The sequence below is a fragment of the Bradyrhizobium agreste genome, from assembly GCF_016031625.1.
In the GTDB taxonomy this organism is placed as follows: Bacteria; Pseudomonadota; Alphaproteobacteria; order Rhizobiales; family Xanthobacteraceae; genus Bradyrhizobium; species Bradyrhizobium agreste.
Map to the genome: position 1 here is coordinate 16,188 of NZ_JACCHP010000008.1, position 14,585 is coordinate 30,772.

Consider the following 14,585-nt stretch of genomic DNA (forward strand, 5'->3'; position numbering starts at 1 on the left):
CTGACGAAGGCTCTTCCTGATTGCGGCCCAAATTCCTTGGCGGGCGCTGTACTTCGGAACCTGCATAGCTTAAGCCTTCATGCGCAGTTCAGTATTGAGCTATGCAAAGGCTCCTCGCGCTCTCTGCAAACGCCTGGTCCGCTCGGGAGCAGAGTGCAACGTCCCGCTGGACTGGGGAAGCCGATGAAACCGAGCTTGGTGCGACAAAAATCGATAAACCATCGTATAGCTCGTTTCCATTTCCCTTCGGTCTTATCGCACAGTCAGCTATTGGAGCGTCGACTCTCGGTGGCAATTGTCTCCGCTGCCAGTCATCGGATAGCTCGACTTCCATGCAAACAGACTACGCAACAGCGACGTGCCCTTAACAATAGGTGTTGGCCAACCTCAGCTATGTATTCGGCTGGTTGGATAAGGTGTGCCGAGATGATGATACATCATGTAACAGGAAAGGTTTTGCCTGAGACAGCCTACGAATCGCGATCTCGCTTTGGACTTCACCAAAGGAGTGCTCATCATTTTAGTGATCGTCGGTCACCTGATCCAATATATCCTCTATCAAAATGAAGGATTTTGGGATTCGGCATGCTTCAAATGGATCTACATGTTCCACATGCCCCTCTTTATGGCGATAAGCGGTTATCTTTCTTGCCGAGCGCTCCTGGTAAAGTCGTTCACGCAAGCTATCGGCGATCGTGCGACGCAGCTCCTGGTGCCGATGCTATTTTGGTGCTCCCTTCTGGAGTCATTGAAGTTTGCCGTGTTTCCCCGATCGGCGGGCGCACCAGATACCGTTTTGCTGTTTGTGAATGAGTCCGCCGGCACATACTGGTTCGTCTGGGCCGCGTTCATTTGTTTTATTTTCGCTAAAGCTATTTCGATTTCCAATCATTGGTCGCCCTGGGCCTTGTTCGTATCCGTCATTCTGGTCGTGCTTGCGCCTCTGACTTTTTCCATATTCCCTCTCATAAAGTATATGTACCCGTTCTACTGCCTGGGATTCTCATTTGCGCAGTCGAGAGAACGGTGGACGAGCATAATGCGCTCTCACAGGCCGTTCTTGATTATGTCTGCCTCAATAGCGGCTATGATGTGCTTTCTGGCCTGGCGCAACGACACTTATGTCTACAACAATCTCGCTTTGGTCCAGGATTTGCCATCGGCAAAAAATGTTCTTCTGATGTTTCTCGGCTCCGCAGCTGCCTCAGTGGTAATGATCGAGGTCCTGCTTCGATGCTGGAATATTGGTCACTCAAATCGGGTGGTCCGCTTTATCGCCGCGAAACTGGGGCCGAGCACGCTCGTGCTGTACTTGATTCAGGGTGCGGTATTCCGTCTCATGGATTCCATGCAGTATGGAGAACTTTGGGGCCCCGCAATGAGGTCTGCCGCGGCTGCATTTCTCGGGACAATGATTGTTGCCGTCGCGCTAGCGGTTCGCTGGACGGTGCGCGACATTCCTTATCTGTCCCAGCTCATGCTCGGAGTGCCACCCGCTCATCTCGGTAAGTAGCTGTAACCGAGATCTGATCAGGAGGCTCTCGCAAACACATCGTAGATTGCGTTTCTTGTACCCCTGCTGTCTACGCAAGGCGAGACAATCTGGAAAAATGTCCTCAAAAATTGGGTCGTTGCGCCACGTAGTTTGTTTCCCCCGAACGTCTAGCGCAGATGCAGCCGATCCCTGCGAGGGGATCGCGAAGGCCCGGTCCCATGCGGCACGATTACGTCGGAGCAGAACGGCGCTTGCGATGATCAGAAGAATATCAACGTAGATACCAACAGATTGAGCGCGTGTTCCGTTTGGGGCGTGTGTGTGATGCTTGTCGGGTAATGAATGTATGACAGTCCGACGCTTGCATAGATCCCTGGAGCGAGATGCGCGATGTATGTTCCCGTAACTGCTGTGCTATCGCGGTGCGCAAGCTGGCCTTTAGCCAGAGCAGAATCCACTGCAAGCTTACTCCAGGCCGTGTTGGTCGCAACGAGAGCAATCAGATCACTGGGCCGGTTATCAAAAGGTCCCTTCGCATAAAGACGAAGCTCGTAATACCGGCTGATCCTGTTGTGCTCAGGTGGAGCTCCCATGACGGAGAAGCCGCCGTAGATGCCGCGAGACGGCGACCCAAGGGCGTCACTCTGCCAGAGCTGCCTGTCCGCAGCGATGTAGTGAAAATTATTTCCGCTCTCCCTTTGTTGCTTGGGATCCGCCAAATTCGTGTAGCGGCTACTGTTCAAACCAACGCCCGCCCGCAGCCACGTGTCGGGTACGCCGGGAGCAGCCTTGCTCTTGTAGCCGGCTTCTTCGACGAGAAGGATGCCTGCATTGGCCGTGCTCCATTTCAAGCCGGTGGGATTCTCGGTTATATGAGCATAGGTACCATCCGGACTGATTGAGCGCTGGACGGAGACCTTGTTGTACAAGCGAGCGTCAAAATTGTACTTCAAGTTGGCCGCTGGCGTGGGCGCGGCATTGGTGCTCATCCCAGCCTGGAACAAGGCAGACATGTTCGATCCTGTACCTCCGAACAATGTGCCGGTGAATTCATTTTGGTTTCTGAGATAGCCAAGTTTGAGTTCTAGCGTCCTGTCGAAGAAAGTCTGGTAGTAGGCGAGCGTATTGAGTCCCACTCGATCTGGCCCTGGGCGATCCCACGTCCAGTATTGCTGCTCGGCTCCTACGACAATCTGTCCGTCGGCAATGCCAAACCGGCTCAGATCGTAGGTGACGATCATGAAGTTCGCCGACGCGAACGTCGGATTCTGGCCCATATAGAGCTGGTTTGCGATAGTGCTTCTGGCTGCATGCGGTAGCTGGTTGCTTGCAAAGGAGTTTTGTGTCCACCCGATATAGCCGATGCCGACGTCCGCCAGCGCAGATCTAACGCCCCCCTTGTCCTGACCAATCGTATCTGCAGGACCAGGGATGGGGAACCACAACCCTTTTTCACGGAGATTGTCGTACCTTTGGAAGGGATCGATGGTCTTTTGCGGTCTCGTCTGAGCGGCCCCGTTCGCACTGCCGCGCTTCTCCAAAGGCACTCCGGGACCTGCTGCTGGCGCCGGGGCAGGAGGGCGGATTGCCTGACGGATCAGGTGGACCGGGAGCTTTGCGGCCCGGTCGGAAGACTTTCCTCTTTTGCTGGCCTGATCCACAGGGTGGTTACTAGGATCAAGTCCGCTCGCTGTTTGTGCCAGTACGGAATTGCCGACCAGACAAGCCGCTAGCGAAAATGCGATAACAAGCCCAGATTGCTTTCGCCTTTGTCTGGAATTGAAAGAAAGTGCTGCCGTAGCCGAGTATGTCCGAGGCGAGGTCGTCGCAAGAAGGCAATCACGCATGGCGTACTTCGGGTCGATGTCTGCCGGCCATGAATGGATTGAACTGCGGCCTGATTGGCCTGGAGTGAGCTCCCGGCGCAATGTGGCACGCGCCTGCTTCCACATCGTCATTGCGAGCACAGCGAAGTAATCCAGAATCCCTCCGCGGCGAGGCAGTCCGGATCGCGTCGTCGCCAGCGCTCCTCGCAATGACGAGCAAGCGGCATCGCCGGCGTCGTTTCGCGTCCGACGGTGAGGGGGACGAGCCAGAACTCGATTTATCCGAACAGAGCCACTCAGGCTTGCTGAACCCCTCAGCTCGCGGCGCGATGATGATCCGATCCGAAATTTGCTTGTGCACGACGCCAGTGCGCCGAGAGCCAGCGGAGAGCGCTGGCTCGGCAAATGCTCACGAGCGCGCGGGGGCTTGCTGTCCTGGCCACCAAAACATTGCGAATGTCCACCTTGCTCACTGTGAGTCAGGCGAGTCTGGCGGTGCCGCGCATTTGCATCCAAGGCAGCTTTCTGGACCAAATGACAGCTACCGGAAAGCAGGGCTCGCCGTGCAAGAGGCTCGGCTTCACGAAGCTCTTCATCGGTATTGTTGTCAGCGAAACACGAGACAATCGGCGGGCTTGGCCGAAAGACCTTTGAATTTGCGCGCTCGGCAACCAGAGCACAACATCCAACGTGAAGGCCCAAGAGACCGGAGGAATCAGCCATCCAGCTTTGGCGGACATCGGCGAGCAGTTGCTGCTTACCGTCAGCGCGGCAAAACTTGTCTTGCATCCGAATCCTTGACGTGCGCGGCGTTCGTTGGCCACGCTTGGCACGTGCCCGTCATCTCGAACAACCTGCCGGAACTGGTAGTTGATCAGGTGCAATGTTTGCCGGTCCAATCGCGCCATTGCGGCTCGGCCGATCAGCCGTGGCGCTTACGTGGCGCGTCCCAGACGAAGTTGTTGGTCTGGGCAATGCGTGAGGCGGGACTCCATCGAACACTTGCAGGAATCAGTGGACGGTTTGCAGTCGTGCCGGGGCAAGGTAAGAAAATCTGCAAGGTTCTTTTGATTGATGAGAAAATGTGCGCGCCGCGCCATCGCCAACGAAGACGAAAACCATTGCTCGCTGGTGGCGCTATCATGGAGAACGCGCGCAAATTGTCGCGTTGGATTGCTCAAGAAGGAGCGTTTCATAGGAGCAGGCGCAGCCGATCGGGAAGATCGCAAACATTGATTATTGTCGAGGCGGTAACTCCTGGAGCGCGGGAGCATTGCGGGCTATCGAGTCGACAAAATAAGCCTGATGCAATGGGATCTCGAGTGAGGGACAATGGACCTGATTGATCAAGCGGCTGCTTCAGACTTGCGGCCGCTCTTGCGCGGGCCGTCAAGAAGGATTCTTCCGGTTTTGGTGCTCCCGCTTGTCCTCGTCGGCTCGTGTGCTGCTGGCGCCTGGGTTTGGGCTAACCTTGAAGATCTTGTCGAGACGCCGGAGAGCAGAGATGTCGCTTCAACAATGAGCCTGTCACTGGAGGACAGGGCATCCCTATTCGAGATAAAGTGGGCACAGCAGAAAACTGACGATGAGATCGCAGAACTCAACCGCCGGATTGATGCCCAGCGGGATGCCCTCAAAGAGATCCTGGATCAGATCACCATACTGACTTCTCGGATCGATTCGCTGCAGAGTTCAACACCTGTCCCTTCTGCTTCCGAGCCACCTTTGTCGCCACCCCGGGCTGTTTCGACCAGGAAACGCTTCGGGCGGTCCAAACCACGGGGACCTGTTTCCGTCGGAGGCGCGCCAGTGATCGCCGAACCGAAGACCGCCGAGCCTTGAGCTCTGAGACGCTGCAGGCGTGGTCGAGTCTCCAACTGTGCTTGAGGAGGTGGACCGTAGCTTCGCAAAGCGGCCGCCAGCCGCAAAATCCCGAAGCTTGTGCAGGCGCTGCCGTCTCCAGCGGCACGTCGCTGAAGCCACGCCATTATCAAGAGCACTCAAGGGAGGTGGGGCATAGCCCTTTAGGCATGATCGAGCCGTGGCCCTGAACGGGGGAATCCGCTGCGCCTCTCCTTCAAATCAGCTTCCTTTAGTCAGCCCTCCCGGTTTGAGGCCATATCTGAAAGGTCGTTGTCATGACACCGCCGCTGCATCCTCGAAATCTGGCCTGTCTGCCGGAGGTGCCTCTTCAGATCATTTCGTCGCGAAGAGCTTAGATCTTTGGGATCTGCTCACATGCGGAGCTTAGTTAATAGGGGTACGGTCGAGATAGATGTCGAATGCGGCAGCAACAGCACGAACGAGAAACCGGTGTTCCTGCTTGACCCGAATGAATCCCTCTTCAATGTCCACTATCCCGTCTTCGGCAAGCGTTCGCAACCGGTCGGCCGAATTGAGAAGAGGAATCGGATCAAATCCGTGAGCAGCACAGATCGCTGGTACGTCGGCCTGCAAATCGCACATCAGACGCTCGATAATCGCGGCGCGGAGCCGATCTTCGGGGGAGAGACAGTGGCCTCTTGAGGTTGCCAGACGACCAGCCTGAATGTGTTGGCGATAGGAAGCGGTTGCACTCTCGTTCTGGACGTAACCGTCACGCAGACGGCCGATGGCTGACGGACCTAAGCCGATCACGGTTTTGCAGGTATCAGCGGAATAACCCAGGGAGTTGCGGCGCAGCTGCCCGGCTTTCTGCGCCAGCGCGAGCTCGTCGTTCGGCAGGGCGAAATGGTCGAGCCCGATCTGGCGGTAGCCGGCCGAGACCAGCGTATCTGCAATAGCCGCGGCTTGCTCGGCGCGGGCGAGATTATCGGGCAGCGCCCTCTCATCGATCTGGCGCTGACGTTTCATATAGGAGGGGACGTGAGCATAGCCGAAAACCGCAAGCCGGTCTGGCCGCATGGCCAGAGCCGTCCGCGCGGAGTCCACGCAGGACCGCACCGTCTGATGTGGCAGTCCGAAGAGAAGGTCGAAATTGATGCGCCTTATCCCATGCTGGCGAAGGCTTTCGACGACAGAAGCCGTCTGCACCTCGCTCTGGACGCGGTTGACCGCCCTTTGAACCACGGGGTCGAAGCTTTGCACACCTATGCTCGCGCGGCTGATCCCCGCCGCTTCTAACGTTTCGACCATCTCGGCCGTGACCCCACGCGGATCGATTTCTATGGCGATGGTAGCTGATTTGCTGAACGCGAAGCAGCGGCGCAAGAGTTCCACCAAGCCAAGGAAATCGGTCGGCGCAATGGTGGTCGGCGTCCCGCCGCCGAAATGCACGTCGCTCACCGGCAGAGCAGGCGGCGCTTGCTCTGCGACCAAGCGTATCTCATCCTGCACCGCCGCCAAATAATTGCGGATCGGTTGCTCGCTGCGAGTGAGGCTTGTAGGGAAGCCGCAATACCAGCAGATCGAGCGACAGAACGGAACGTGGAGGTAGAGCGATACGGGTTCGTTCGGCGGCAGCCGCCTCAACCATGTCTCACAAATCTTGGGACCGACCATCGCGGAGAAATCCGGTACGGTTGGGTAGATCGTGTACCAAGGCAGGCGAGCATCGCAATACTTGTTTAGGAGGAAGGTCTGCAAGACTTAACTTTCCCATGCTCAAACAGCGTGAAGCTGACCGGCGCCCTCTCTTGTGTCTTTGCGTTATGTCAAACGCGACTAACTGTTCTTGAGATTGGTCCCGCTCTCGATGTCACTGCCAACCCAGCTTACGGGCCGGGAGTGGGAGTGAGCGCCGCTCCTTGGCGATTATCTGGATGCTGTGGGTAGAATGAAGGTCTCTTACGAGTACGGCTTAAGCGGCTAGAGAGCCTGCGTGCAGTGTCAATCATTCATCCGAGGGCGCGTTGCTTCTGCATTCCCTGACATGCAGCCATTTTGCGACAAAGACAGAGATCTAAAGGCACCACCAAAAGCGGGCCAGGCTGTCCCCAAACTCAAGCTGGTGTTTCCTGGAAAAATCGATGTGCATGCTCGGGCATTCGACCGATGCCTCCGTCCAAGGCCGGCGTGTCACGGACAATACGTTGCTTGCTGGATGAAGAGCGCCAAGTTCGCGATCGTACAATGTGACGCTACGTGCGATTCAAGTCCTTTGGAGCAGCTCACGAAAAACATTGTCGAAGTTAAAGTACAAAACGCAATGAGCCTCAATTCCGCCACGCTACTTGTCTCATTGCCGGGAGCATCATCACGGATGTACTGATGATGTTGGGCGAGCCCGGCGCACTTTCGACACCCGGCAAAGTGCGTCGGGTGCGCCTTGGTTCGGCGGCGTCTCGTTCCGGCGCCAATGCAGCTCGCCAACTCACAACAACTTGCAGCTTATAGCGAACGCGCGCCAGGCCAGATACCTCACACGTGACACCATCTGCGATGTTCTATTCTGCTTCAGCGCTTAATGTCTTTTGTTTTTTGACAACGCCTTTGCGGCTAGCGGTCACCGTCCGAGCGCGCACATCGCGCTTGGCCCCTCATTGGCCTCGCGATCAATCCGATGCACCAGCAGCTCTCACTGTTCACATAGACGGCCTGGTGAGGCGTCGATCATCCCGTCACTAGGAATCGTTCTCGCGCGGCGACCTGAAGGCCTTCTAGGCAGAAGCCGGCTGGGAGATCTTGCGCCGGATCATTACACCAAATGGGAGTCGCACCCTGGCATTCCAGTCCATTCACAGGATTGAGAAAGCTTGTGCTCCGTAAGCCGATCGGGTCTGAAGATCATCTTCCACGAATGAGAGCTGAGCCGATCAAGGCAGCGAGGATGATCGCCAAACAGTTTGATAACTTGAAACTGGACACGCACCAGGGCCCATAACTGAAGTGCTCGGCTCGCCGCGAGCCCTCCATCGGGTGACGACTATCCGCAAGACAGTGGCGGCAACAATCAGCGACGGCTGCGTACGTCAGTATATGATCTGTGGCGATCATCGCCTTCAGTTCGCTATTGAAACGTTTGCGGCAACTGTTGATACGTCACGCGCCCAGACCGCCTGGCTCTATCAGCAGCCTTCGGCGAGACCGCGTGAGAGGGTCTCAGCGTTTTTCAGATGGAGAGGGGATCGAGGAATGATGGCGTCGACCCACCATGGGCCAGCAAGCGCCATTCCTGCTGTAAAACGGCGTCGAACTCATCGGAGAGCCGGTGAAAGGGTGACTCTGTCGGCGTGGCCGATAGGGGCATGCGCGACGGGGGCTCATTGCCGCGCCTCCGCATCCTTGCCCATTTCGAGTTGACTGCGACTTTCTGGCGCTCAGCAAATCATCTTCCCTGACAATCTCCATGAGCAGCGCGCCGCAAGGACGGACCCAACTTGCTCCGAACTTGGCTTGCAGACCGTCCTCACCAAGCTCCTCGACGTAGTCGACGCGCGAGCCGACAAAGAGATTGCCGCAGCCTTCCAGAATGCTGATAAACATCTCACCGCCCCTGCCGCTCTCGAGGGAGCCGAATGAGCCCCCTGGATCGATCCGCACGAGCGTACCTAGCGAGAGCGCGCTTAGTCGGGGCTCCCGCGGCCGGAGGGGCAGTCGGTCCAAGTTCCTCGACGATTGTCATGTGTCGACCGCCCTCATCAATTGCCAAGGCTAATGAGTGGGCTGGGAGAGGGCTGTGGTTGGGGCACCGACGGTCGGACTCGAGGCCGCTGCCGAGAGAAGGCGTGCACCTTTCGTGGTCCAGGTCAACTCGTGCTGCGGCTCGCGCAAATGGCCCTGTCGGCTTTCCTCCCGATGTCATGATTGCTTCAATGCAACTTACCTTCTAGTCAACCCGCCGCCTTTCAAGCCCTTGTCTCGGCGGTGATTTTCGCGAAATCAGCAGTTGGTATGACACTTGCTGGGCTGGTGCGATCCGATCTGGGGTCCTCTCCCTTCTGGAGATGCGCATGCAAAGTGTCCTCTGCATCAAGCGGGTCTCGCGACTGCGAGTATCTCCCATTGCGCCTTTGAGGTGGCCATTTTCTGCCCCTTCGATTCATTTGCGCCGGACCTGCCGGACGGACCCGCTGAGACGCCGGGCAATCATGCGAGGAGTATGGCTTCGGCTGTTCCGTGTTGCTCATCGATCGCGTCCCCGACGCCGTCATAGGGCGGAGCATCAGCCAACGGTTGACGATGGCAACTCGCAAGATTGGGAAGAAAAATGACGCTCCTGTTGTCTTCGTCGGGAAGCAGAGAATCGATACCGACAACGCGCAGGTCCGGTCCGGCACCGCCAACGGCATGGGCGTGCTCTACCTCACCTGTATCGCGGAGTTTAGTGCCCAGCATGTCCTCGTGCTTGGCCTCGAGACAAAGCGAAGCGCCGTTCGGACAGGACCATGGTTTCTCGCCATCCAATCTGAAGAGAGTTGGGCCTGTGACGCTCGTGCTGTCTGGTTCGTCTCGCCAGCTGAGCAGTCAGGGCCCTCGGACTTTCTATCACTGCCAAACCAACAAACATGGACGACCGCCCGGTTATCTCCGGTTTCGCCAGTACGCGATCGGCGAGCTCGATCGATCACTTCGCATGTGCAACGGCGCTTCGATTGCGGCGTGCCGTTCAGCCTCGGACCAGGGATGATGGCGGCAGCTCGGCTGTTTGACGGGACGACCATGCCGGCGCAGCCAGCGGCGGGGCAACGAATCCGGGAATGGCGTCTGACGCAGCGTTCGGCGCTCAGACTTCACGAAGAATAAACCCAAGGGTTCAGGTCATGGAATTGAATTTGGCTCCGCCTGAAACAAGCGCAAGCGAACACACTGACCGGGAGCTTGAACGAAGTTCTGAGGCGCCCATCAGGGATCTCTTTAGCTTCACTGAATGCGCGAACCAGACGCATTCGCTCAGAGCACTGTTCCAGCTTCTTGTAAGCTGTGCCACCGATGAAGGCTTCAGTGAAGTCGCTTTCGGCGCTCTCAACTTCGTCGAGCCACTTCGGCTGGCGGAGTATCCACCTCCGGCTGTGGCTGTGAAGTGGCCGCCAGACTGGTGCGACCGATACTTCAAACGCAAGTACCATACTATCGATCCGGTGGTCCGGAGGACGCCGATGCTTTCGCGGCCGTTTTTGTGGGACCAACTCGCCGACCGCTATCAACTTCAAAAGGACGAGAGACGCGTATTGGACGAGGCGAGAGAGGCGGGCCTGAAGCATGGCATGAGCGTGCCATTGTTTGGCCCGTTGGGTCGGGTATCTGTGGTGTCGTTTGCATCTGCGTCAGATGATGCTGATCCTCAGGACCACATCGGTCATCTCAACGCCCTAGCCTGGCAGTTTCACACCGCCTATGGCGACATCGCTCGTCCCTGCAATAATGGCAGCGAAAGAAAAGTTGCACTATCGCAGCGGGAGATCAATTGCTTGCGGTGGGTGGGAGAGGGGAAATCGTCATGGGAAATTGGGAAGATCCTGGACATCAGTGAGAATACAGTCAATTTTCATATCAAAAATGCAATGCGAAAGCTGGGTGCGACCAGCCGGATTCAAGCGGTCCTTATCGCGGTTCGCCTCAATCTTCTTTGAATTCATCAGTCGAATGGAAGGAGCACCAAGTGCCAAATCTTGCTTCAGCTTCTGGCAGGTTCATCGATGCTTATGGAGCTCCAAAACCTCACACGCGGCGGGAGGTTTCAGACTTACCTCGAGGAGTGCTGTATTTGCGGCCTCGCCGAAAGTGCCATCAGATGTTGAATCGACTGACCTGGTCCGCCAGTGTTGAGGTCAGGCGGCGTCGTTCCATGCAGCCGTTGATCCCTGCTCAGACGAACTCGAACCTGGTGCTTCGGAGCTGCGGGAGGGGTGCCGCAGGGGGAGGAGCGTGTGAAGCAAGAACCCCGACCGCGGTCGGGGCTCCCGATTCACGCAACCGCGTGGAGATCACTATTTGGCAAACCCTTGGCCGAACTTGTAATTGAGCCGTGCCGTGATGAGATCGACGTCCTGGTGGACGCGATCGGCAGCAACGGCCGCTGGGAAGCTTACGTTGCTGCGCTGCATGAACAAGTGGGTATACTCGACGCCAGCTGACCAGCTGGGCGCGAGGCTGACTTCGGCACCGGCGCCCAGCGCGCCACCCCAACGCACATCATTGTCTTTGGCAATCTCGGTGCCAGTAGCCACCGAGTTCAGGTGATAGGTGTTGCTGGTGACCGCAGCACCGCCCTTGGCGTACAGCAGCACGGCATTGAACGCGTAGCCAAGTTGGCCGGTGAGCAGACCGAATGCATCTGTCTTGGTGCCAATGGTGTCTGCTGGGAAGGCGGTGCTGACATTGGAGCCGCTGAAGTCGGCCCAATTGCCCTGGCCTTCGATCCCGTAGACCATGTTGAAGATGTGCCAACGATAGCCAATCTGACCGCCAATGGTACCGCCAGTCGAATTATGGCAACCCTCGGGTGTGACTCCATTGAAATCCCAGCAGTTGCGGCTCGTTCCCCAGCCGCCATTGACACCGATATAGTAGCCGGACCAATCGATGATCGGAGCTGCGACCGGCAGCGGTGGCGCCTTGACCTGGACGGGCTGCCTGGCCAAGTCCGCGCCGAATGCGGGAGCGGCTGCACTGAGTGCGCCGATGCTTGCGGTCAGAATCAGAAAATTCTTCATTCGAGTGTCGTTCCTTTCGGTGCTCCCCGGCGCCGTGCGTTTAGCAACATGATCGCGAATTGCTGTAACTGCCGCACCACATGTCTTCGAAAGAAATGGGTCGAATCGCACGCCGCGTCAGATTGTGGATCGCGCAACGTGCCATGCACTGCCTCGGCCAAATGCTGCGGCCTGGCCGCTTCGCGCAGATGATTCTTTGAATGCGATCCGTTCGTGATGGCCTGTGATGGGACGTAATGCTGCGAGTGCTTGGCTCCATCTGTCGCTAACTAGCGACAAGGCCCGTCTGCGCCAACCTGCCCCGTGCATGCTCGCTGTTCAGAGAGTTCGGCAAATGAAGACCGCTGATCGAAGACGCGTCTCGGGCGCTCTAGCTCATTCTTCCGGCAGGAGGGTCGTCCTGCCGCTCGCAATCGTGGGCGATGCGGCGATGATCGATCACAGGTCTGGATCGCTTTGGCTCCAGACCAATCATAAGTGCAGCACGATGTTGCTCAACCTCGACCCCCGATCGACGGTTGTCAAGAAGCTGATGCGGCCGTGCTTGACGCGGCGCTTGCCTGAAGTTGCGCAACCGTCCCATCGCCGACTTGCTCTGGGTTCCAGGTTACTGGTCTGGGGTCACCAGAAGAGCTGCGTAGGCAACAGTCGTCGCGAACGTGCTCGTCGCTGAACATGAGTGGAGGAAGGTCAGCTCGACCACGCTCTGCCCCGGTGTTTTCCCGTCGCATAAGGTCCCCAAGAGCCTTAACGAAGCTGATCCTATATGGCAGTAGAGGTGCATTGCTCCGCCGACAGCGCCAGTTCAGCCCGCAAGCTGCGGATCGCGTCGTTTGCCAGATTCAAAGTATTCCGTTCGCCCTTCCTTATCGAAGACTCAAGGAAAGTGTGCAACCGGCTATGGAGGACCGTCTTGGGATTATGCGCCAGCAACGGATCCTTCTCAACAAAGCGCCAGGCCTTGTCAAATGCGACGCTCACGATAGCATCTGTCGTCTGCACTTGCTCGGGTAAGAACTGATCCACCTCAACACTCCACGACGTCCTGATACAAGGAAGTACCTTGGCAAAAGCTAACCGAGAGCCTGTGGCTTGTCCCAGCAAGTAAGACATCAGAGCGGCAGGACGCTCGGACACCGAGCTGCTCTCGGTGCTTCAATGAATTTATAGATGTTTGTTGAAGTTCCGATGACCCCGCGGTCGTATCGTCAGGCGCAATTCGAATAATTTTGAAGCGGCGTTGTTCGCGCGGCTTCGTTGCCGCAGTGCTCTTGTTGCTCGGCATCGGTCAATAATTGTGGCTCTTCCTGCAATCGGAAAATCGGCGCATGCCAATCACGACTAGAGCCGAACACAATGAAAATGGATCGTTCCGCTCCTTTTGCAGTCTCAAGCTAGAAGCGCTTCTGGAAGCGTGTGGCGTTTTCCGAACACTGCCTGTTTGCTTTCTGACATGTGTCCGCGGCCCTTCGTCCTTTGCTCGGCCCTGCGCGGGCCTCATGCTTTCGGTGCAGGCTGCAGCTTTCGAGCATGGGGACAAACAGTTGCGATATGGAAAAGCCAGCGCAACGGGCGCGCTTACGTGACGGCGGGCCCATAAACGCCAAGTCGTCGATCCCTGGTGCGTACGGCCGTAGCAGTCAGCCCAGCGATAAACTTTCGACAAGCGCGCCATCAACAGCAGAAAAGGCAAATGAAATCTCAATCCGCTGCTGAACGTGACAGAATTAATTTCGCGATCTTCATTTGGTTGGCGGGAGTTCGGAGCACTGCCGGTAGTGCTGCCACGGCCTGATCGAGAAGGCGTCCCAAAACCTGAAGGTCTTCGGGGTAGTAGACGCCACGCTCTCGCGACAGTCGCGTCGTTCGCCGGTCGCTGGCGCGGCCCCCGGTTCTGGTATCGCCTAGCTGGACGAGCTCCACTTCCGCCGTAATCATTTGGTTTGTGAGTGCGTTTAGCAGTCGGATCGCTTCGAGCTCGTTGCCTTTTTCGCGTATGAGTGCGGCCACGATGTCGAGTTGCAGGTCGATGCGTTCCTCGAGGTCCTCTGCGCGTGAATTGGAAGGGTCAAGTTCCACGGTGTTGCTCCAAAGTAGTTAAATGCAGGCAGTAGGCTGATTAACGGTTGTGGCACACGGCGATAGAACGAATGGCTGCGGCACAAGGCAAGGTGCGCACGTACGGTCGCCAAAGGCAGAGAGTGGCAGGCATGTGCCGCGAAACGACTGCAAGTCGGAATCGACGGTATAGAGCGCTGCGAACTGCTTGTAGATGGCCCGTCATTTGATTGGAGCGTCGAGCCGGTCCAGCGCGTTGGGCAGTGGCAGTGACTCCAGCCAGCGGGGACTTCGCTGGATGACGGCAACTCGAGAAGCAAGGCCCAGACTGCTGCGGGATTGCTTGTCGCCTGACGTAGCCATCTCGACGTAACCGGAGGCCTCGCCAGACAAGGGATAGCCGCTCGGGATATGGTCGAAGAGCGCCGGCGCATAGAATGAGATAAGGGTGCGTGAGTCTGTAGGAAGTGGGTGTGGGGCCGGCCCGCCGTCGAAGACTGAGCACGCGAGCAGAGTGAGAATCCGCGATCACACGAGGTATGGGCGTGGGCTGTAAGATCGCGAGGCTGGTCTCATCACGCCGATCGACATCAGTGCCTCGTCCTGGCCAGA

The 14,585-nt window shown here is 57.3% G+C and carries 10 protein-coding genes; 4 read left to right on the top strand and 6 right to left on the bottom strand.

What is annotated here, in order from left to right; all coding sequences use genetic code 11:
* Positions 1-460: 460 nt before the first annotated feature.
* Positions 461-1,513, top strand: coding sequence for a nodulation factor fucose acetyltransferase NolL (gene nolL, locus HZZ13_RS13970; RefSeq protein ID WP_311972647.1), 1,053 nt, complete (start codon positions 461-463; stop codon positions 1,511-1,513).
* A 242-nt stretch (positions 1,514-1,755) separates the two neighbouring features.
* On the opposite strand, the gene HZZ13_RS13975 is transcribed toward nolL, so the two are convergent.
* Together HZZ13_RS13975 and HZZ13_RS13980 are read right to left on the bottom strand one after the other, a co-directional pair.
* Entirely contained in the window at positions 1,756-3,042 is a 1,287-nt protein-coding gene (locus HZZ13_RS13975; protein WP_311972639.1) for a carbohydrate porin, read from the bottom strand.
* A 758-nt stretch (positions 3,043-3,800) separates the two neighbouring features.
* Positions 3,801-4,229, bottom strand: a complete 429-nt coding sequence (locus tag HZZ13_RS13980; RefSeq protein WP_197960165.1) for a hypothetical protein — start codon at positions 4,227-4,229, stop codon at positions 3,801-3,803.
* Between the two features lie 424 nt (positions 4,230-4,653).
* Here HZZ13_RS13980 and HZZ13_RS13985 point away from each other — a divergent pair, with 424 nt between their 5' ends.
* Positions 4,654-5,163, top strand: a complete 510-nt coding sequence (locus HZZ13_RS13985; protein ID WP_197960166.1) for a hypothetical protein — start codon at positions 4,654-4,656, stop codon at positions 5,161-5,163.
* 405 nt (positions 5,164-5,568) lie between these two features.
* Here the strand turns inward: HZZ13_RS13985 and hemN are convergent, their stop codons facing one another.
* Positions 5,569-6,906, bottom strand: coding sequence for an oxygen-independent coproporphyrinogen III oxidase (gene hemN / locus HZZ13_RS13990; RefSeq protein ID WP_197960167.1), 1,338 nt, complete (start codon positions 6,904-6,906; stop codon positions 5,569-5,571).
* A 2,472-nt stretch (positions 6,907-9,378) separates the two neighbouring features.
* On the opposite strand from hemN, the gene HZZ13_RS13995 reads away from it, so the two are divergent.
* Both HZZ13_RS13995 and HZZ13_RS14000 read left to right on the top strand, forming a co-directional pair.
* Positions 9,379-10,005, top strand: coding sequence for a hypothetical protein (locus tag HZZ13_RS13995; protein ID WP_197960168.1), 627 nt, complete (start codon positions 9,379-9,381; stop codon positions 10,003-10,005).
* Positions 10,006-10,022: 17 nt separating this feature from the next.
* Positions 10,023-10,832: a LuxR family transcriptional regulator gene (locus HZZ13_RS14000; protein ID WP_197960169.1), complete on the top strand. Its 810-nt coding sequence runs from the start codon at positions 10,023-10,025 to the stop codon at positions 10,830-10,832.
* Positions 10,833-11,189: 357 nt separating this feature from the next.
* Here the strand turns inward: HZZ13_RS14000 and HZZ13_RS14005 are convergent, their stop codons facing one another.
* The 3 genes from HZZ13_RS14005 to HZZ13_RS14015 form a co-directional block, all read right to left on the bottom strand.
* The gene (locus HZZ13_RS14005) at positions 11,190-11,915 is read right to left on the bottom strand and encodes an outer membrane protein (RefSeq protein WP_197960170.1); all 726 of its coding nucleotides are present in this window, start codon (positions 11,913-11,915) and stop codon (positions 11,190-11,192) included.
* A gap of 762 nt (positions 11,916-12,677) precedes the next feature.
* Complete coding sequence (locus tag HZZ13_RS14010) at positions 12,678-12,941, bottom strand: hypothetical protein (protein WP_197960171.1); 264 nt, start codon at positions 12,939-12,941, stop codon at positions 12,678-12,680.
* 675 nt (positions 12,942-13,616) lie between these two features.
* Positions 13,617-13,994 carry a NolY gene (locus HZZ13_RS14015; protein ID WP_197960172.1) on the bottom strand — a complete coding sequence of 126 codons (378 nt, stop codon included), beginning with the start codon at positions 13,992-13,994 and terminating at the stop codon, positions 13,617-13,619.
* Positions 13,995-14,585 lie beyond the last annotated feature (591 nt).

Excerpts from the sequence above, each read along its gene's own strand:
- HZZ13_RS13985 (WP_197960166.1), top strand. The coding sequence starts at position 4,654 with ATGGACCTGATTGATCAAGCGGCTGCTTCAGACTTGCGGCCGCTCTTG.
- HZZ13_RS14000 (WP_197960169.1), top strand. The coding sequence starts at position 10,023 with ATGGAATTGAATTTGGCTCCGCCTGAAACAAGCGCAAGCGAACACACT.
- HZZ13_RS13980 (WP_197960165.1), bottom strand. The coding sequence starts at position 4,229 with ATGGCGCGATTGGACCGGCAAACATTGCACCTGATCAACTACCAGTTC.
- HZZ13_RS14005 (WP_197960170.1), bottom strand. The coding sequence starts at position 11,915 with ATGAAGAATTTTCTGATTCTGACCGCAAGCATCGGCGCACTCAGTGCA.